This is a genomic window from Nocardiopsis sp. iso_237 (assembly GCF_056173345.1).
Genome location: NZ_CM149669.1, coordinates 2,495,571 through 2,512,397 on the forward strand (window position 1 = coordinate 2,495,571; position 16,827 = coordinate 2,512,397).

Here is a 16,827-nt window from a genome sequence, read left to right on the forward strand (position 1 = left end):
GGCTCATGCCGCCGGGCCCGTAGGTGGGGATGATGTCGCCTTCTATCCTGGGGGCGGGCCCCGGCCCCTTCACCTGGCCGGGGCTCGCCTCGTTGGTCGGTTGGTCAGTCGCGGTGGTAGCTGCCCGATCCGGACTGCTGCTCCACTGCGGTCTCGGCCTCATCGTCGTCTAGGACGACCTGCTGACGGGAGGCGACCCGGATGAACTCGTCCAGGTCGCCCAGGTCAGCAACCTCGATCTCCTCACCAACCTTGCCGCGCTCGGGAGTCGTCAGCTGGGCGATCATGCTCTCGTACTGCTCTGCGATCTGCTCGGGCGTGTGCGTCTGCCCGCGCAGGTGCTCGGGCAGTTCGTTCTCGCTCATGTACTGGGGCCCGTGAGCGCCGCTGATATCGAACCACTCATGGTGCGCGGAGCTGAACTCTCCACTGCGCTTGGTCGTGACCGTGTACCAGTCCACACGGGTACCGGGCTGGTACGTGATCAGGGTGGTGTGGACGCGCTGGAACGTGCCGACGCGGCGGAACGCGCGAATGGTCGGGGTGGACATCGGTCTCTCCTGCTCGTTGCGGTGCTGGTTCTCGGGCCGCCAGTCTGGTGACCTCATCCCCGCGGAGTGCGGGGCGGTTCTGCGCTACAGCCGTCCGTCGACTCCTAGTGCATGTACTTGGAGGCGTGCTCACCTTCGTCGTCGGACATCATCTCGTAGCAGTCCACGCTGCACGCAAGGCCGAGGGACGCCACCATCCCCCCTACGGAAAACCGGCGACCGCAGTTGTCACAGTGCTTGCCCTCGATGGTGCAGGTAGGGCGCTCCCCGTACTTTTCGCGCCTCCACCGGGCAGCCTTCTCGTCGATCTTGCGCTGCTTCTCCTGGTCCTCGGGGACGGTCGCCCAGAATTCCCACGCCCGACGAATGAGGGACCGCTCCTGTTCCTGGGTGATCAGCTCGTCCGTGGGTTCCCACTCGATCGGCAGTAGCGTCGTCCTCTCATTGATGTCCGCGCGGGCCACGGCGCTGTACCGTCCCGGCGGGTAGTCGAATTCGTCCTCGTGCCCCCACTCGTCGTGGGGCGGGACGGTGATGTCCAGGCGGCGGTACCCGAAGGGCAAGATGTTGTCTCGGTTACTCATGTCAGCTCCTTCTGGGGTTGGATTGTGGCTTCCCGCGTGCGCGTTCGCCGCTTACCCTGCCGAGAGCTCACCGTGCTGGACGGCGTTGTGGAACTCCTCACCGATCCGCAACCGGGCCTGATGGCGGGTCAGATCCGAGGGGTCCCACAACCCGACGAGCAGCGCGGCCGTACCCGCCAGATCCACCCTCTGGTTGGACTTCCAGCACAGCCGCACCGCGTTCATGGTCGCGTCCATGACCGGCTCGGGTCGGTGATGGTCGGTAAGCACCTGGAGCAGGTGCTGCTCAGACAGGGACAGGTGGGAGCGCGACGGCTTCACCTGAATCTTGGCCAACGCGGCGCCCAGGGACACACCACCGAACAAGGGCCGCGTGTTGGGCTCTGGCCAGCTGTCCAGGGCCAGCATGAACGCGGTCGCCAGGTAGGTGTCCGTGCCGTAGGTCTCCCGGGACACCTTCGTCGCGGTCTCGTGCAGTGTCCCTAGCGGCTGAAACTCCCGGGCGTTGAGGTTGCGCACCTGGTGCCACCAGGTGGCCCGGCCGGGTTGCGGGTTCTTGCGCCCCTGGTTGAGGGCGATCCGGAGGGCCTTCCGCTGCTCGTCGTTCATCCCTGGACCTCCTCGGGCTCGCGGCGGTACAGGTCCATCAGCGCGAACTGGATGAAGTCCTTCCGAACCGCCCGGGCGGGGTGCAGTGCGGCGTAGGTGTCCCGCACCAACCGGTCAGCGTCGATCCACAACGTGCGGTCGCCGTACAGCTTGGCGGCGTCGATCAGGCGGTGCCGGATCTCGGTCAGCGTCCGTTTCCGGTTCCCGCTCAACACCACGCTCCGGAACCTGTTCAGGATGACCTCGGTGTTCTGGGGGCGCGGGTCCGGTGCATTCGGGTTGGCCGCGCCGTTGCGCTGGCGCTGGATCATCTCGATGCCGGTCAACAGCCCCAACCCGGCCACACCGTCATGCACCCGGAGGCGGGACCCGGCCCCCCGGACGGCCAAGAGGACGCACAAGGCGTCGAGCGCTCCATCGTCGGCGTCCTCCCCGAGAAGACCGGCGGCCGTGCCCAGTGAGGTCGGGGCGAAGTTGACCCGGACCAGCCCCCCGTACCAGCGGTGGTCAGGGTCCAGGGCGAGCGCTTCGTTGAGGCGTTCGGGTGTGATGCCGGGTACCTGGGTGATGGGGTGTTCAGGCGTGCGCATCAACGGTCTCCTCTTGGGCTTCGTCGGGCGCGGGCGTGGTCTTCTGCACAGCCCGGTTGTAGTCGATCGTCCATTTCCGGCATACCGCCGACACCTTGCCGGGGTCGTCGGACAACGCGGCGGCGGTTTCCTGCGCCCAGCTCGTCAGGTTCAGCGGGTTCGTCGCGTAGGGCGCTTGAACGTGGTGGGATTTGGCGATGTCGACCAGGTGGCGCAACAGCCGGTCACGGTCGCCGTCGCGGGCCGCGAGGATGGCTTGGCGCAGCCTCGCCGGGTTGGCATGGCTCGCCCCGGCTTGACCGATCGTGACCGTCCCCGAGACGAACGCGCGGCGGTTCAGCCCGGACTGGAGTGCGGCGGACATCCACACCGCGTCGAATTCAGGACCCTCGTAGGCGTCGACCACCGGCACGACCGCGCGGCAGGTGACGGGGCCGGGCAGGCCCTCCCGCCACTCCTGCCAGATCCGCCCGTCTTGGGCCCACCGCTGAATTTCCATGAGCTTCCTGACGTTGATCACGCCTCGTCCCCCTGCTCCTGGTTACCGGAGTGCTCCGCCCACAGCTGGCGAGCCTTCTCGGTGTCCACGGTCCCGTCCTCGTCGGTGGCCGACCGGAGGATCTTCCAGGTCGTCCACTCGTCGGCCGAGGGGGTGTGCTCGATGTGCTCGTGGACGTAGTCCGGTACCCCGGTGCTGGTCGGGTCGTCCCACACCTCCAGCCGCCACACCCGGCCCGGAGTGGACTCGCCGCCGCGTTCGGTGAGACTGGTGAGCAGGTACCCGGCGTCGAACGCCATATCCGCGATGGACACTTCGTTGGTGTCTTCCCACCCCTGGTCGGAGTGCTCCACCCACTCCCCGGACTCGTCCTGGTAGGACATCCGCACCCGGTACGTGTGGTCCTGGAGCGGAGCGGTCCCCGCCTCGATCGCCTCGGCCTCGCCCAGGCGGGCCTCGTCGGCTTCACCCCGGAGGATGCGCAGCGCGTCGTCGGCGGCGGCGGAAATCATCTGTACTCCCACGGAGGCGGAGTCGTACTCTCCCTGCTCGGCGTCGGACACGGCACCCGGCAGGAACGTCTCGATGACATCTTCGAGGGTCTTGACGGCGCGCAGACGCGCTTCGGGCGACCCGGTGATGTCCTCCACTTCCTCGCGGTCGTGACGGGCCCGGAGCTCCTCGAAGGACTCACGGCCCTGCTTGGCCTCGGCCAGGAGCTGGCCCACGAACGTGGGGGACTTGCCGATGATCCGGCCCACGGCCGAGTTCGCGCCGAACGCCTTGCCGTGGGCTTCGACCAGTTCGAGCACGGCGGCGGCCCGGATGTCGTCTACCTGGTCGGCGGTGGAGGGGGTGCGGATGCTCTGGCAGGCGTGGAACCGTTCGGCGGCGGGTAGGCGCATCAGCCCGGCGCGGTCCACGCGGATGGTCAGGTACTGCTGGGGGTCGGGTTGCTGGTCGTCGGTCACGGCGTCGTCTTTCTGCTGGATGTGGGATGCTGGCGGGCGGGCGCCCGCCCCGGCTACGACCCGGGGCGGTCGCCTCCCTACCTGCTGTGGAACCGGGCGGCGGTCAGCGCGCGGAGCGTCTTCTCACGGCGGGCCGGGGTGTCCTTGATGTCGTGCTCGGCCATGTACGCGGTGACCTGGTCGGCGGTGATCAGGAACTTCGCGAGGGTGTTCTCCATCGACTCGCGGGCGTCGCCCACGAACGTGGTGACGGCGGCGGGGTTCGCGGCCGTCAGCGCACGGGAGCCAACCGCCCCCATGAGACTGTTCGCCTGCCGGAAGTTCAGCGGGGACACCTCCCACTCGCGAACGCCCGCCTCATCAGCCGGGCACCCTTCGGCGGTGTGCGCGGACAGGTGCCCGGCCTTGTCCATGCGGATGACGGTGTAGCGCTTCCCGGCGGCGGCGGGGGTGTACTCGGAGTCCTCGTTCAGGATCAGGTCCCGGATGCGCTCGACGAAGATCCCACGGACTCGGGTGTCGACCGCGTCATCGGTGGGCGTGAAGCCGTAGCGCCCGTCGGCGTCGCGCAGTTCCTGTTCGGCCTGGTACAGGTGCGGGTTCGGCCCTTCGCTGCCGCGGCCGTACACGTGGCGCAGGAGGTCATCCAGGGCGTCCATGTACGGCTCGTACCCGTCGCTGTAGACGATCCTGTACCGGTCGCTGGCCCCCAAGCCGTCGGGGATCACGTGTTCGAGGGTCGCGAACCGCGCTAGCTGGGTGGTGAGGTCTTCGATGGCGCTGATGTACCGGTTCGCGGCCCAGGCGGGGAGCCCCTGGGGGAGTCCGAGGTAGCGGTCGACGCCCCGATGGTGGCGGAAGGTGGTGCTCTCTCCTGGGCGGGGCCTCTTGGTGGCGGTCAGGCTTCCGTGTTCCTGGTCCCAGAGGAGGTGGGTTTCGGTGTAGCCGGTGGTGACGCTCATGGGGGGCGCCTTTCGGGTTCGGGGTTGTTCCGACACCCCAAACTTTAAAGCCTAACTTTGAACTTGTAAAGTCGAACTTTAAAGTTTGTGTGGTTTGTCCCCAACAGAACCCTCACCAGGGAAAACGCGACTCACCGGTACCTGCGCTTCGCCGCCCGACACTCCGGACACCGACACCGATACACCCGGTACGACCACTCCGACCCGTGCGATATCTCGGGGTCCCTCCGCAACATCAGCGCCCGATCCAACTCCGCACCCCACCCGGGAAACATCTCCGCCATCTGCCACACAGCCGTCACCGAAGCCCCCAGTCGCTCAGCCGCGACGCTGACATGGTGCCCTCGCCGCACCATCATCAGCAGCCGCCCGCGCCCGGCTGGATCAAGCGGTGCGCCAGTACGGGCCTTGGCCCTTCGGCGCCTCCGGTCACGGGACTGGGCGGCGTGCGCGGCGCGCTGGGCAGGGGTGCGGTGCTGGGGCATGACCGGATTCTGACATCCCACCCGGCCTGGCACAGCAGAACGGCCATCTCCAGCCCGACCCATGTCACCCACTGGCCGAACCTGGCCACCTCGCCCCCAGCCGCAGGGGCCTGCGGCCCAAGCAAGCGAGTGAGGCGGAGAGCTAGACAGCCTCCTCCTCCAACAGGTCCAGTGCCTCAGCGAACGCACGAAGCGCGGCAGACCGCGTAGACCCCTGGGAAGCCAACTCCGGGTCCGATGAGCGGGCGACCCACAGCCCGTCATCCTCCTCAACCGTGAGGAGCAACGGCCGCGTCTCGCCGCTCTGGGAATCCTGGGCAGTGGCGGTGAGCGCTTGGACGAAGTCCAGCATCCCCGCCACCGACTCCCATTCAGTCCGGGAGGCCGGGTCCCAGCCGTTCGCTTTGCCCTGCTCCCAGTACGTGAGCACGTGCCTCCACAGCAGCGCCCGCGCGTTCTCCTGCTCACAGCGTTCAGCCTCGGGGAGCTTCGACAGGGCGAGGGGGGTAGAATGCATATGGCTCCGCCTTCCTGATGCTCAGACACCTTCAGGATAGGTCGGGGCCTTCTTCGTTTCACACCGAACCCGACCTGTGACAACGCCCCCCGCAGCGAGGCACGACGGCGCTCTTCTCACCCGGACAAATACCAGCTAACGTGCCTCCATGAACACCACACCCCAAGACGACGACCGGTATGTCGTTGAAGAAGTCGTCAGCAACTACAGCGGGAAAACGTGGCACGTGACCCGCGACACCCACGCGGACAAGGGCGACCTCACCGACGAGCAGGCTGAGGCGATGTTGCAGGCGACCATGGAGCGGCAGGAGCGCAGCATCGAGGCCATGTACGGCCCGGGGAACTAGACCCACCTACCCATCGCGGGCCATGCCTCGTCGGGGTCGTCGACCGGCGTGAACCCGGCCGCCTCCAGGAACGCGACCCTCTCGGCCACTCCATCGCCTTCCTCGGGGAACAGGAACACCCACGAGAGCCCGGCCGTGCGCGCTACCGCGACGAACCCGTCCAGCAGCGCCCCACCGGCCCCCACACGCCGCCACGCCGGGTCCACCACGATCCCGAGGACGTACCCGTGCGGCGGCGCAACCAGTGCTCCAGGGCCCGTGTACACGCCATCGAGGACGCCCTCAACCCAGCCCACGAGACGGTTATCCTCCACGGCCACCAGGACCTCGATCCCTTCCGGCCACCAGCCCGACGGGTAGTCCTTCACCTCGAAGTGCGGGGCAGCTCGCATCAGCAACCCGGCGATCGCGGGGCCGTCCTCCGGGGTGGCGCGACGGACAAACATGGCAGCAACGTACCCACTGGCCGCAAGCGGCAGGGCCTAGGACGATCAGCGCGTTACGGAGAAGAGGGCCTGTCGGAACCCTCCGCGAAGCTCGGTGATCGGCCCGCGGTCACGGGTGTAGTAGAGCTTGTTCGTCATCAGGACGGCCCACCTCTGCTGCCGTGGGCAGATCCAGGCCCCGGTCCCCGTGAACCCGTAGTGAACCCACACATCCTCCTCCGGAGAGGTGCCGGGCGCCGGGTGCCAGAACAGGCCCCGCTGAGGTTCGAGCTCGCCGGTCTGCACCCGCAGAGACTCCGCCACCCACTTCTCCCCGAACCCCGCCCGGTCGCCGGGGGCGAGCATGTGTGCCAGGAACCGCCCCACATCCGGGGCGGTGGAGACCACCCCGGCGATCCCACACACCCCACCCAGCAGGCGGGCGGAGAAGTCGTGCGGGACGCCGCGCAGGTGCTGGCCGGTGTCCTCATCCAACTCGGTCGGGGCTGCCCGGTCCACCAGTCCCGCAGGCAACGGCCCGAACTGGGTTTCCGCCATCCCCAGAGGAGCCCACACCCGATCGCGGGCGAGCACGTCCAGGCTTTGGCCGGTGAGTTCTTCAGCCAGGAACCCGAGGATGAGCGCGGCCCGGTCGGTGTACCGCACCTCCTCCCCAGGGGTGTGGTGCAACTGCTCATACAGCACCCCGCGACGGATCTCGGCCGGGTCGGTTCCGTACAGGGCCTTCAGCTGCGCGCGCGGTGGAACCCCAGCGGTGTGGGTGAGGAGCTGGCGCACGCTCACCTGCCCCAAGGGGGCGGTGGCCAGGTCCGGCAGGAGGCGGGCGAGGGGGTCATCCAGGCGTAGGACTCCGTCGTCCCACAGGGTACCGATCACCGACCAGACCGCGGTGACCTTCGTGAGCGAGGCGATGTCGAACAGGGTGTTCGGCTGCATGGGTGCCGTGGGGTCGGTGGGGTCCAGGACCCCGGCTTGCCCGCCGGTCTCGGGGCCGGAGGGGCCGCCCACGAGCCAGACCGCCCCGGGTGTCACCAGCTTTTCCACGGCCTGGTCGAGAAGGGGGTTGATGCGGTCGGCGTCCACGGGCATGGGCGGGCCCCTTCCTGGTCAGGGTCGTTCGCAGGCGAGCCTACTGGTGTTGGAGGAGGTCTTCTGAGAGGTCGCGGAGCGCGTTCGCGAGCACGGACAGCGGGAAACGTGCGGCGTTGCGGTACCCGGCCTCGCGGACCTGGTCGAGGGCGCGGTGGTCGGTGGAGAGCCAGGACAGTGTGGCGGCCAGCGTGCGTTTGCCCAGCTCCGGGACCGGTATCGCGCTGGTGCCCAGGACGTCGTTCAGGGCAGGGACGTCACTGTAGAGCACGGGCAGTCCGCACGCCTGGCCTTCGATCGCGACCAGACCGAACGCTTCCCATGTGGAGGAGACGACGAGGAGGTCGTGGTGGGCGAACTCTGCCCACAGTGCGGGACGGTCGAACCAGCCCAGGTACCGAACTCCGGGTGCGGGTGCGGGTGCGGGTGGGGGTATGGGGGTATGGGGGCGGCCACACTCAGCTGCGCCCCCACCTCCTGGCACGCGGCGACCAGCTCATCGGCCCCCTTCGTCCGGCGAACAACAACCGGAGGGGTCCGGGGCGGCGCTGTGGTGGGCGTGGGGGAGGGGCAGCGAGCAAGGAGTCCGGGACTCCCCACGGCACGTGGGTGATGCGGCCCGGGGACAGTTCGGGGACCATCCTGGACAGCTGATCGGCCATGGTCAGGGTGGGGGCGACCACCACCCGGGCGCGGTGGTCGCCACGGGTGAGGATCGCGTGCTGGGTCAGACAGTCGCGGGCAGGTGGGGAACACCTGCGCAGCGGAGATGGCGTCGTCGGCCAATACCGCGACGTTCCGGTCGTAGGTGTAGGTCCACCATGCCGCCGACCGGCCGCTGAGATCGTTGGGAATCGCGTCCGCGCCGACGTGGATGGTCCGCAGGAGTTGGTCGAGGACGTGGTGGGTGTCGGCCGGGCCGAGGTGGGACGAGCCTTGGAGGTTGGCGAGGAGGATGCCGTCCTCGAACCGGGCCCGCTGCTCGTGGAGGAAGTGGACGGCCAGCTGGGTTTTCCCCGCCCCGGGCTGTCCGTGCAGGACGATGACCTGCTCCTCCGTGTCGTCCTCCCATGCGGCGGTGAGGGCGTCCAGCTCCGGTCGGGGCCCCGGTGCGGGCAGGTGGGGGAGCTGGATCGGACGCGGCCGCACCACCGTGTTGACGAAGGTGATCTTGCCGCTCAGCTGTGCGGCCTGGAGGACACGACCGTTCTCCACCACGTTGTTGACCTGGTTGGTGTGGGACGCGGGAGTCGCCGGAGCGCGCAAGAGTGTCGTCTCCTGGTCTCGAAGGAACGAAGGGGGGCGGCTCCGCCTCTCCCCCCAGAGGGGCGGGACCGCCGGGTGCGGGTGCCGCTCCGGGTTCAGGGGAGGACGGTTGGCACCCGCGAGGGGTGTGGTCAGGAGGCCGGGCTGCTAGCGACCAGGACGATCGTGACGAGCAGGTTGTACGCGGCGTGCGCGACGATGACCGGCCACAGACGCCCAGTGCGCCGGTAGAGCCAGACCAGGACGATCGCCACCAAGGCGAACGCGATGGCGGGGAGCCCGTAGTAGAGGTGGTAGCTGATCTTCACCAGGGCGGCCACGGCACAGATCTCCCACATGGGCCGGTGTGCGGCGCCCAGCAGGAGCACTACCAGGCCGAGGGCCACCGGCTCCTCCAGCAGGGCGGTGGTCAGCTGGGCGGGGCCGAGCATGAGCGCGGTCCACGCGGCGTCGGCACGCGTGTCCGTGGTGAACCCCCCGACGGTGTCGGCGGGCATCAGCATCCCGAGCGCACCCAGGAGGGCCATGGTCACCAGGAGAGCGAGGAACGCCCACACGAAGGTCGTCCACCACTGGACACGTCGGCCCTTCGCAGCGTCGGAACCGAGTTCGTCGTCAGGGGAGAACACCGCGCGGACGGGGATGCGGAGCACCGCTTTACAGATCAACCACACGGCCAGCCCCGCCACCGTGAGCAGGACGGCGTGCATGATCCAGTTGGGCAAGGCGAGTGCCCAGAACGTGTCGGTGCGGGGTGCGGGGATGCGCGGCATGGCATCGTCGGCGGCCAGGAGGGCGATGCCGTTCAGGGTGGACCTGCCGAACACCGCCAGATACACGAGCAGCAGGACAATGTAGGCGGTCAGCGCTGAGAGCCGCTGCGGCTTCGGCATCAGGTCTGGCGCCGTGGCAGCCGGAGCGGTGGGGTAGGCGAGGAAGCGCCGCCATCGGGAGGGAGCGGGGGTGTCCGGCGTTGCGGGGATGATACACATGGTTCGTTTCGTGAGGAGGAGGCGGTCAGAGGTTGTTGACATCGAGTTGACGGATGTCCTGGGCCTGTTCCCAGAGGTCGTCATGGGCCGCCCGCAAACGCGCGACGCGATCGGCGTCTTCGACCCGCACGGCTCCGTCAGCGAAATGGTCGGCCGTGGTGCACAGGCGGTATGCGAGAGTCCCGTAGATCAGCGTCTCGGGGATGCGATCGCCCTGGTCGCCCAGCACCCGCACCTGCGCTCCCGCCTCTGCCAGCTTCTGAGCGGCCGCCAGCGCGAACCGGCTGTAGGCGTTCATCGCGATCGGGGCGATGACGAGACGGTGCACGTCGGGTCGGACCAGGTCCGGGGTCTCCTGGTCCAGGAGAGCGAGGGCGGTCTGCTCGTCTCCCGCGAGCCACGCATCTCGGGCCGGGTCGTGCCTCAGCTGAGTGGAGACGGTGTCGATCCGCCTCTCTTCACCACGCACGGCCGGGTCAGCTCGCAGGGCGGCAAGCTCGTGCCTGTAGACGGGGCGGAGGAGACGAGCACCGGGGGCCCGGTTGAACTCCTCCCAGGCCTGTTCGTTCAGACGGCGGTTCACTCGGCGGCTCCGAAAGCGAACGTGACGGGCATCTTCGTGCTCCTCGCAGGTAGTAGGGGGTGGTCTGGTGGGGCCAGGGCTTGCTGTCCTCGGCCCCACCAGGGCCCACGGTGCTGTCAGGGTGTGGCGCCCGTGATCACCGTGGGCCGGTGCCCGGGGCCTCTCCAAGAGGCAGGCACCCGGGCGGTGCCGGAGCCCGTTCCGGCAGTCGGGCCCCGGCGTGGTGGACCACTGGACCCCCGGGCTGCACAACGGGGTTCTCAGCGGCCCACCAGCTCAGGGGGCTAGGCGACGGACGTGAGCGGGATGGACCGCTCCCAATGCCGCTCGAACTCGGCACGCCACCACGCCGGGTCGCCGGGCGCGATGAAGTAGATCCCGCCGCATTCCACTCGCTGTTCCCCGCCGACGAGAGCGAACGGGGTGGCCCCCGCCGGGCCGTCGAACTGCACGGTCCGGATGGTGATGTGGTCCAGCTCGTTGATCTGGCGGAGGTAGGCGCGCTGTTCGTCCATGTACGGGGCGTCGAGTCCGAGGACCTGCTCACCGATCACGAACCGGAAGCGGAGATCGGTCTTCTCCAGCATCTGTGCAGCGCGCTTCATGCGCAGCTCGATCATCTGCTCACGGTTGTAGGCCAGGTGGAGGAGCCCGTCCGCGACGGCCTCCGCGTACCTGCGGGTCTGGAGGAGCCCGTTCAGCAGACCGAAGGGCCCGTAATGCCAGGTTTCCTTGGTTGCCTCTTCCTCCAGGAGCCCGGCCTGCTTGGCCGTACACGAGTTCGGGTGCGATGACGCCCATCAGTGTCCCTTTCTGTTCGGTGATGCGGAGGTCGGGAGGTGCGCCGGTCCGTGACGGTCAGTCATGCGGCGTCCCGGTGGTGCCAGCGGACGAAGTCCACGAGAGGCGTGGAGCGCTGCCGGACGGCCCAGGCCACGAACCCCGTGGTCGCCTCCACCAGCCCCGGGTCCGTGATGCGCACAGCACCGTCCCGGGACCCGAGCCGGTTGTGGGAACGCACGTACACAGCCCTCGGGGTGATTTCGAAGTCGGGGAGGGGATGCTGGTCCTCCAGCAGCTCGACCTTCCAGACCGGGAGGGTGTCGACCGACCCTCCGGCGGCGACCACGTGGGTGAACCGGGCCAGGGTGTACTGCCCGAAGTCCGTTCGGAGCGGCGTGTTGGGAACCCACAGGGTGCGGTGGATCAGCCCGCGGGCCCGCTCTTCCCGGATCTGCTGCGCCCACCGGGGCCTCTGCCCGATCAACTCCTGTTCGGCCTGGCCGTGCTCGCCCTCGAACCAGCGGGCCCATGACGGCCAGTCCGGCGGTACCTGCTGGTCTCGGCGGGCCAGCGTCCACCAGGTGCCCGACCCGGTACGGTCCAGCTCGCTGTCCAACTCGTCCTCGGTGAGGTGGTCGCCGTGGTCGGCGGCGGTGAGCGCGTCGAACAGGGTGAGCGGCCCCGGGTTACGGCGGCGGCAGTAGGCCAGGACGGACCGGACCTCGTAGGTGAACCGATTCGGGCCCTGCTGCTGGGCGATGAGAGCGCCCTCCTGGGTCAGGCGCATCAGTGTCTGTGCGCCGTGGCCGGTCAGGGTACGGGTGTGGGCGATGGTCAGGTAGCGGCCCGGGGCGGTCAGGATGCGGGCGCGTTGGCCGAGCACGTGCGCGGACACGGACACTGAACACTCCTGTTCTAGGCGAGGGCGCCGAGCCACACACTGAGGACCGTGACGGCAGCGGCAGCCGAGGCGTGGCCGAGCATGAGGGGGGTCAGCCGGTTGCAGTGCAGGTACAGCACGGCGACGATCGCGCCGCCCACCGTGGCCGTCAGGACACCGGGCCAACTGGCGTCCGTGATCGCGAAACGGCCCACGACGGACCAGGCCACGAACTCGAAATCGCTGATCCGGGAGCGGGCGACCAGCGTCGCGACGACGCCCAGGAGCACAACCTCGGAGAGGACCGCTGTGGTGGTCGTGGTGAACAGCTGGAGGAGGAGGGGGCCGCTGCCGGGCTCGGGGGTGGTGAATGCGGTGATGCCGTGTACTACCAGGTAGAGGGCCAGGGCCACGGCGCCCAGGATCGCGGCATTGAGGTCGTGTTCGATGCGGAGGAGACGTTGGTGGGTGTGCGTCCAGCGGGGGGCGATCCCGAACCCGTCACGGACCCCGAGCCCGGCGGCGCGCGCCAACAGCCAGGACGACAGGACGATGACGGCGGCGATGGCGGTCCAGAGGGCTGTCCACGCGAGGGTGAAAACCGGTGTGGTGCTGGCATCCGGCTCGGGGATGTTGTGGGTGAGGGCCACGAGGAACGCGAGCATGAAGGCGGCCAGCCCGTACACCTGGTAGCGGTGCAGGTCGCGGGTGGGGCGGTCGTGTGTGGTGGTCATGGGTCTTTCCGAGGGTGCTTGGTTCCCCGGGACCCGCCTGCTGGAAAGGCGGGCCCCGGGGGTGGTGGCCCGCTGGAACCCCGTGTGGACGGTGGGGTGCGTCGGCGGGTCACCGGTTCAGGGGGCGGCGGGGTGCCGGTTCAGGAACATCTCGACTTCGTCCAGCGAATAGAAGAAGTCGGTGTGCCCGAGCTGGGTGAGGGCGTAGGTGACCCCGGCGTGGTCCCGGCCCTGGGTCAAAATGAACCCGGGGCCTGTGGTCGCCGCCCTCCACCGCAGGTCCACATACCGGGAGCGCTGGTCAGTGATCTGGGGGCGGCGGTCCGTTCGGATCACGTGTCCCTGCCCAACAGGTGGTCGATGACCGCGAGGTCCTGGGTATGCACGGGGAACCGGGCGTCCCCGAGCACAGCGAGACGGCGGGTACTGGTCGCGGACGACGGCATCGCCCACTCGTCCGGGGTTCGGGGCGGCCACTCGTAGGTCCACCACAGGGAGTCGGGGCCCGGCTGGTGCAGGCGCAGGCACACGGCGGCGACCGGCCCGTGACCCACGGGGGTGCCGTTCTCCCAGTGCCGGTCCCGGTAGAGGCGAGCGTCCACGGACCACTCGGCGTGATCCGCCTTCGGGGTGTACCCCGACCGGACCAACGCCTTCGCCATAGTGGTGAGCGCCCGGACAGCGCGGGTCGACGGCCTCGGGAACTGCTGGTGGTGGGGCACCATCGACAGGGTCAGAACGCTCACCGGGCCACCTCCGCCCACACCCCGGTACCGATGGTCGCGACACCCCACCCCAGGGAGAGGGTGTCCACGATCCCGAGCCCGCGGCCGTGCTCCGCCGTGGGCTGTGGTGTGCGGCGGGTGGGGGTACGGCCCTTGCGGGGGCCGGCGTCGCGGACAACGACGCGCACATGGTCTTCGTGGAGGGCGAGGCGGACGGTGAACCTGCCTTCCTCGCCGCCACTGTGGGAGTGGTCAACGGCGTTGGTCGCGAGTTCGCTGACCACGGTGGCGAGGTCTGTGGTGTCTTCGACGTCCCAGCCGGGCTGGGTGATGGCGGCGACGGCCCACTGGCGGGCTTCCGTGACGCCCTGGGGGGTTCCCTCGAAGCTGGCGTGGCGTTCTTCGATTGGCCTAGTGCGTGGGGGTTTGGGGGCGGTACACTGCATTCGTTCTCACCTCGTGTTCCTCCATGGGTGGGACACCCGCCCCGATAGCCGCGCCTTCCGAGTTCGGCCGTCGGGGCATTTTTGTGCCCCTATGTCCCGTTTGGTGCCCATTGTGAATTCGCCATTCACGCCGAGCTTCGGTGTGGCCACACATTCGCATCTCTAGACCCTCAAGAAAAGGGCAGGTAGGCAGGTGGGCAATCGCGTATAGTCCTATGCAAGTTTTGACAAGTTTCGGTAGACTTTAAGCAAGGGATCTGCGATCATGCTCTTATGGAAGGACAGTCAGTCGAGAAAAAAGTCGACGCCCGACATGGTAGGTTCGGCGCAGCCCTGGCTGCTGCCCGCGAGCGTACTGGGATGAAGCAACCGGCGCTCGCCCGCAAGCTGGACTGTTCGGTCGGGCATGTCTCCCACATTGAGAATGGCAGGAGGAAGCTCAACGCATCGGTTGTCGCAGAGGTAGACGACTTCCTCGGCGCAAAGCAGCGGCTCGTAAAACTGTACGAAGAGATTTACCAGGCTGGGCGCGTCGACTGGCTGGGGAATCTGCACCGTACCCAGATTGGCTCCGAGATGGTCCGTGAGTACCAGGCCTCACTGTTCCCTGGACCCCTCCAGCAGCCGTCGTATGCGAAAGCGGCTGTCTCCGCAGGAGGCCCCTGGCTTTCCAAGAAGGAAATCCAACAGCGAGTGAACTTCCGAACCCAGTGGAGGAAAGACCTTCTCCGAGAGGACGGACCCCGATACCACGTCGTCTTGGACGACATCACCGTTGTGCGGCCGATAGGCCCACCGGAGATCATGCGCGACCAGATCGACGCCATCGTCGAGCTGGCCGAGGAGCGACGGATTGTGCTCCAGATGCACGGGTGGGACCAACACCCCCACGCCGGGCTCGATGGACCGTTCACGTTGATCACGTCCGCTGGAGCTCCCGATATGGTTCATGTCGAGTCCATCTACGGCGGCTCGCAGTCCGATACCGCGATTGACGTGCGCAACTTCGGGATGCTGTTCAGCACACTACAGGCGACCGCCAGGTCTCCCCAGCAGAGCATCGCCTTCTTGAAGGAAACGAGGCAGAAGTATGAGTGACTGGCACAAGTCCAGCTACAGCACCGGCGCCCAGAACTGCGTGGAGGTTTCCGAAGGGGTAACCACCCTGATCCGGGACACCCAGCACCGCGATCTCGGCGCCCTGGGGGTGGACGCCTCAGAGTGGGCTGCTCTGATCGACGCGGTTCGCAGCAAGTAGCTCCACCAAATGAACCGGACCCTGCCAGCGTTGATGGCGGGGTCCGGTTCTGTGTCTACCGGCACAGGGTACCTGCGATGTCCGGCCGAAACCTAGGACCAAAAGCGGTTGCGCCGGGGCTATCCCCTCTTGACGGGGTCGAGAAGCGCGGCGGGCCCTTCCACCCACAGATGGGTACCCCGCTCGTCCACGGTGACGCCCAGCCGGTCACGACCAGGAGAGTCGAACTTCACCCACTCGTCCCACGCTGCGGTGATCTCCGCCCACAACGCCCGAGGCCCAGCCTGCCGAGTCTGGTACGCCCCACCCGCCGGGGTGTACTCCGCCACCGCCCACGACCCGTCCGTGGTCGCCACGTACACCGTCGCCTCCCCAGCCCACTCCGGCCGGTCCTCGGCCGCCTCGTACACCGCGTACCGCAGATCGGGGACCAGGTGTCCCAGAGCGAGCTGCCAGCCGGTGTGCCGGTACGCGGCCACCCTCGGGTTGAGCTCGATCAGCCCGTCCGTCGCCGCCGGGTCGTCCTCGTCCACCAGATCCCGGACCCGGCGCATGTCCGGCCGCTGGGACCGCGACGTCATGAACGGGGCGTCCCCGATGATATGGCCGGTGGCGGCCCCGTCCCCGTGAACTCGGAGTTTCACCAGGACTCCGGGGATGTTGCCCAACTCGAAGGGGGTCACGATGATCCCGTCCTGCCTGGTCTGCTCCACCCACGAGAACGGGATCTCACCGCGCGCCGCAACGGTCGACAACACCCTGTCGATCAACTCCGCGCCAGCCTCCGGGGTTCCGGCCGCGTCAGCTGTCACGACCGTGGGGTGGTGGCCCGCCTGGGCGAGGTTCTTCACCGCGGTCTCCGCCAGGCCGGGGTCGACCTCCACCGACACCACCGACTCCTCACCCACCGCGTGGCAGAGCAACGCCGTGTTGTAGCCGGTACCCGTCCCGATCTCCAACACCCGGTGCGCCTCCCGGGCATCGAGCGCCTGAAGCATCTCCACCACCAGCGACGGCTGACTGATACTCGACGTCCGCAACCGACCCCACCCGGGTTCACCGTTGGGGCCACCGGCCGGGGTGCCGTCGTCAACCTGAACGGCGAGCGCGTAGTCCTCGTGAGCCCACCGGGCGTGGTCAGGGTCGTCCCGGCTCACCGGCCGAAAGTACCCGGGGTGGTCACGGGCGGTGACCCACACCGTGTCGGGGATGAACCCGGCCCGGTCGGTGTGCAGGATGGCCCGGTGCCACAGAGGGTCGATGATCTGGCCCGTGGAGGTGAGGGTTCGTGCCAGGCGGGCGCCGGGGTAGTCCGTCACCGGTTCGGGTCCGCTCCGTCTCCGGGCTGGGGCGGGATGGGTTCCGCCCCGTGCCGGTTGGGATCTTGGCCGCCGCCTGCGCTGCCACCTGAGCCGCCGTCGGAGGGTTTGTCCGGGTTGTCGTGCTCGCCCACGGTGCGCTCCGTCCTGCTAGGGGTCATCCTCTGCACAGTAACCCGGTGTGGTCGG

The 16,827-nt window shown here is 68.4% G+C and carries 24 protein-coding genes; 3 read left to right on the top strand and 21 right to left on the bottom strand.

What is annotated here, in order from left to right:
- Positions 1-104: 104 nt before the first annotated feature.
- The 8 genes from AC0VYM_RS11390 to AC0VYM_RS11425 form a co-directional block, all read right to left on the bottom strand.
- Positions 105-551, bottom strand: a complete 447-nt coding sequence (locus AC0VYM_RS11390; protein ID WP_475461993.1) for a hypothetical protein — start codon at positions 549-551, stop codon at positions 105-107.
- Between the two features lie 104 nt (positions 552-655).
- A complete protein-coding gene (locus tag AC0VYM_RS11395) occupies positions 656-1,135 on the bottom strand; it encodes a hypothetical protein (protein WP_475461995.1) in 480 nt (159 codons plus the stop codon).
- A 51-nt stretch (positions 1,136-1,186) separates the two neighbouring features.
- The gene (locus AC0VYM_RS11400; protein ID WP_475461997.1) at positions 1,187-1,744 is read right to left on the bottom strand and encodes a hypothetical protein; all 558 of its coding nucleotides are present in this window, start codon (positions 1,742-1,744) and stop codon (positions 1,187-1,189) included.
- The gene (locus AC0VYM_RS11405) at positions 1,741-2,334 is read right to left on the bottom strand and encodes a hypothetical protein (protein ID WP_475461999.1); all 594 of its coding nucleotides are present in this window, start codon (positions 2,332-2,334) and stop codon (positions 1,741-1,743) included. The genes AC0VYM_RS11400 and AC0VYM_RS11405 overlap by 4 nt, the downstream gene beginning before the upstream one ends.
- Positions 2,321-2,854, bottom strand: a complete 534-nt coding sequence (locus tag AC0VYM_RS11410) for a hypothetical protein (protein ID WP_475462000.1) — start codon at positions 2,852-2,854, stop codon at positions 2,321-2,323. Before AC0VYM_RS11410 ends, AC0VYM_RS11405 begins: the two co-directional genes overlap by 14 nt.
- The gene (locus AC0VYM_RS11415; protein WP_475462001.1) at positions 2,851-3,804 is read right to left on the bottom strand and encodes a hypothetical protein; all 954 of its coding nucleotides are present in this window, start codon (positions 3,802-3,804) and stop codon (positions 2,851-2,853) included. Before AC0VYM_RS11415 ends, AC0VYM_RS11410 begins: the two co-directional genes overlap by 4 nt.
- Before the next feature lie 77 nt (positions 3,805-3,881).
- Positions 3,882-4,766, bottom strand: coding sequence for a hypothetical protein (locus tag AC0VYM_RS11420; RefSeq protein ID WP_475462003.1), 885 nt, complete (start codon positions 4,764-4,766; stop codon positions 3,882-3,884).
- Positions 4,767-5,393: 627 nt separating this feature from the next.
- The gene (locus AC0VYM_RS11425; RefSeq protein WP_475462004.1) at positions 5,394-5,768 is read right to left on the bottom strand and encodes a type II toxin-antitoxin system HicB family antitoxin; all 375 of its coding nucleotides are present in this window, start codon (positions 5,766-5,768) and stop codon (positions 5,394-5,396) included.
- Positions 5,769-5,916: 148 nt separating this feature from the next.
- On the opposite strand from AC0VYM_RS11425, the gene AC0VYM_RS11430 reads away from it, so the two are divergent.
- On the top strand, positions 5,917-6,117 hold the full coding sequence (locus tag AC0VYM_RS11430) for a hypothetical protein (protein WP_475462006.1): 201 nt from the start codon (positions 5,917-5,919) through the stop codon (positions 6,115-6,117).
- On the opposite strand, the gene AC0VYM_RS11435 is transcribed toward AC0VYM_RS11430, so the two are convergent.
- From AC0VYM_RS11435 to AC0VYM_RS11485, 11 genes are all read right to left on the bottom strand, one after another.
- Positions 6,114-6,563 (bottom strand): N-acetyltransferase family protein, encoded by a 450-nt coding sequence (locus AC0VYM_RS11435; RefSeq protein WP_475462007.1) that lies wholly within the window; start codon positions 6,561-6,563, stop codon positions 6,114-6,116. The two genes, AC0VYM_RS11430 and AC0VYM_RS11435, sit on opposite strands and share 4 nt — an antisense overlap.
- A gap of 45 nt (positions 6,564-6,608) precedes the next feature.
- Complete coding sequence (locus AC0VYM_RS11440) at positions 6,609-7,652, bottom strand: serine hydrolase domain-containing protein (protein WP_475462009.1); 1,044 nt, start codon at positions 7,650-7,652, stop codon at positions 6,609-6,611.
- 40 nt (positions 7,653-7,692) lie between these two features.
- Entirely contained in the window at positions 7,693-8,136 is a 444-nt protein-coding gene (locus tag AC0VYM_RS11445) for a glycosyltransferase (RefSeq protein WP_475462011.1), read from the bottom strand.
- 913 nt (positions 8,137-9,049) lie between these two features.
- Entirely contained in the window at positions 9,050-9,811 is a 762-nt protein-coding gene (locus tag AC0VYM_RS11450) for a lysostaphin resistance A-like protein (protein WP_475462012.1), read from the bottom strand.
- Between the two features lie 124 nt (positions 9,812-9,935).
- Positions 9,936-10,493, bottom strand: coding sequence for a DUF6879 family protein (locus AC0VYM_RS11455; protein ID WP_475462013.1), 558 nt, complete (start codon positions 10,491-10,493; stop codon positions 9,936-9,938).
- Positions 10,494-10,777: 284 nt separating this feature from the next.
- A complete protein-coding gene (locus AC0VYM_RS11460; RefSeq protein WP_475463007.1) occupies positions 10,778-11,245 on the bottom strand; it encodes a Scr1 family TA system antitoxin-like transcriptional regulator in 468 nt (155 codons plus the stop codon).
- 110 nt (positions 11,246-11,355) lie between these two features.
- Positions 11,356-12,177, bottom strand: coding sequence for a hypothetical protein (locus AC0VYM_RS11465; protein WP_475462014.1), 822 nt, complete (start codon positions 12,175-12,177; stop codon positions 11,356-11,358).
- Between the two features lie 14 nt (positions 12,178-12,191).
- On the bottom strand, positions 12,192-12,890 hold the full coding sequence (locus tag AC0VYM_RS11470; RefSeq protein WP_475462015.1) for a hypothetical protein: 699 nt from the start codon (positions 12,888-12,890) through the stop codon (positions 12,192-12,194).
- A gap of 117 nt (positions 12,891-13,007) precedes the next feature.
- Entirely contained in the window at positions 13,008-13,226 is a 219-nt protein-coding gene (locus AC0VYM_RS11475; RefSeq protein ID WP_475462016.1) for a hypothetical protein, read from the bottom strand.
- On the bottom strand, positions 13,223-13,636 hold the full coding sequence (locus AC0VYM_RS11480; RefSeq protein WP_475462017.1) for a hypothetical protein: 414 nt from the start codon (positions 13,634-13,636) through the stop codon (positions 13,223-13,225). The genes AC0VYM_RS11475 and AC0VYM_RS11480 overlap by 4 nt, the downstream gene beginning before the upstream one ends.
- On the bottom strand, positions 13,633-14,061 hold the full coding sequence (locus tag AC0VYM_RS11485) for an ATP-binding protein (RefSeq protein WP_475462018.1): 429 nt from the start codon (positions 14,059-14,061) through the stop codon (positions 13,633-13,635). Before AC0VYM_RS11485 ends, AC0VYM_RS11480 begins: the two co-directional genes overlap by 4 nt.
- Positions 14,062-14,334: 273 nt before the next feature.
- Here AC0VYM_RS11485 and AC0VYM_RS11490 point away from each other — a divergent pair, with 273 nt between their 5' ends.
- Together AC0VYM_RS11490 and AC0VYM_RS11495 are read left to right on the top strand one after the other, a co-directional pair.
- Positions 14,335-15,159, top strand: a complete 825-nt coding sequence (locus AC0VYM_RS11490; RefSeq protein ID WP_475462019.1) for a helix-turn-helix domain-containing protein — start codon at positions 14,335-14,337, stop codon at positions 15,157-15,159.
- Positions 15,152-15,319 (top strand): DUF397 domain-containing protein, encoded by a 168-nt coding sequence (locus AC0VYM_RS11495; protein WP_475462020.1) that lies wholly within the window; start codon positions 15,152-15,154, stop codon positions 15,317-15,319. The genes AC0VYM_RS11490 and AC0VYM_RS11495 overlap by 8 nt, the downstream gene beginning before the upstream one ends.
- 119 nt (positions 15,320-15,438) lie before the next feature.
- Here AC0VYM_RS11495 and AC0VYM_RS11500 read toward each other — a convergent pair whose 3' ends face one another.
- Both AC0VYM_RS11500 and AC0VYM_RS11505 read right to left on the bottom strand, forming a co-directional pair.
- Positions 15,439-16,638, bottom strand: coding sequence for a methyltransferase domain-containing protein (locus tag AC0VYM_RS11500; RefSeq protein WP_475462022.1), 1,200 nt, complete (start codon positions 16,636-16,638; stop codon positions 15,439-15,441).
- A complete protein-coding gene (locus AC0VYM_RS11505) occupies positions 16,635-16,799 on the bottom strand; it encodes a hypothetical protein (protein WP_475462024.1) in 165 nt (54 codons plus the stop codon). Before AC0VYM_RS11505 ends, AC0VYM_RS11500 begins: the two co-directional genes overlap by 4 nt.
- Between the last annotated feature and the right edge of the window lie 28 nt (positions 16,800-16,827).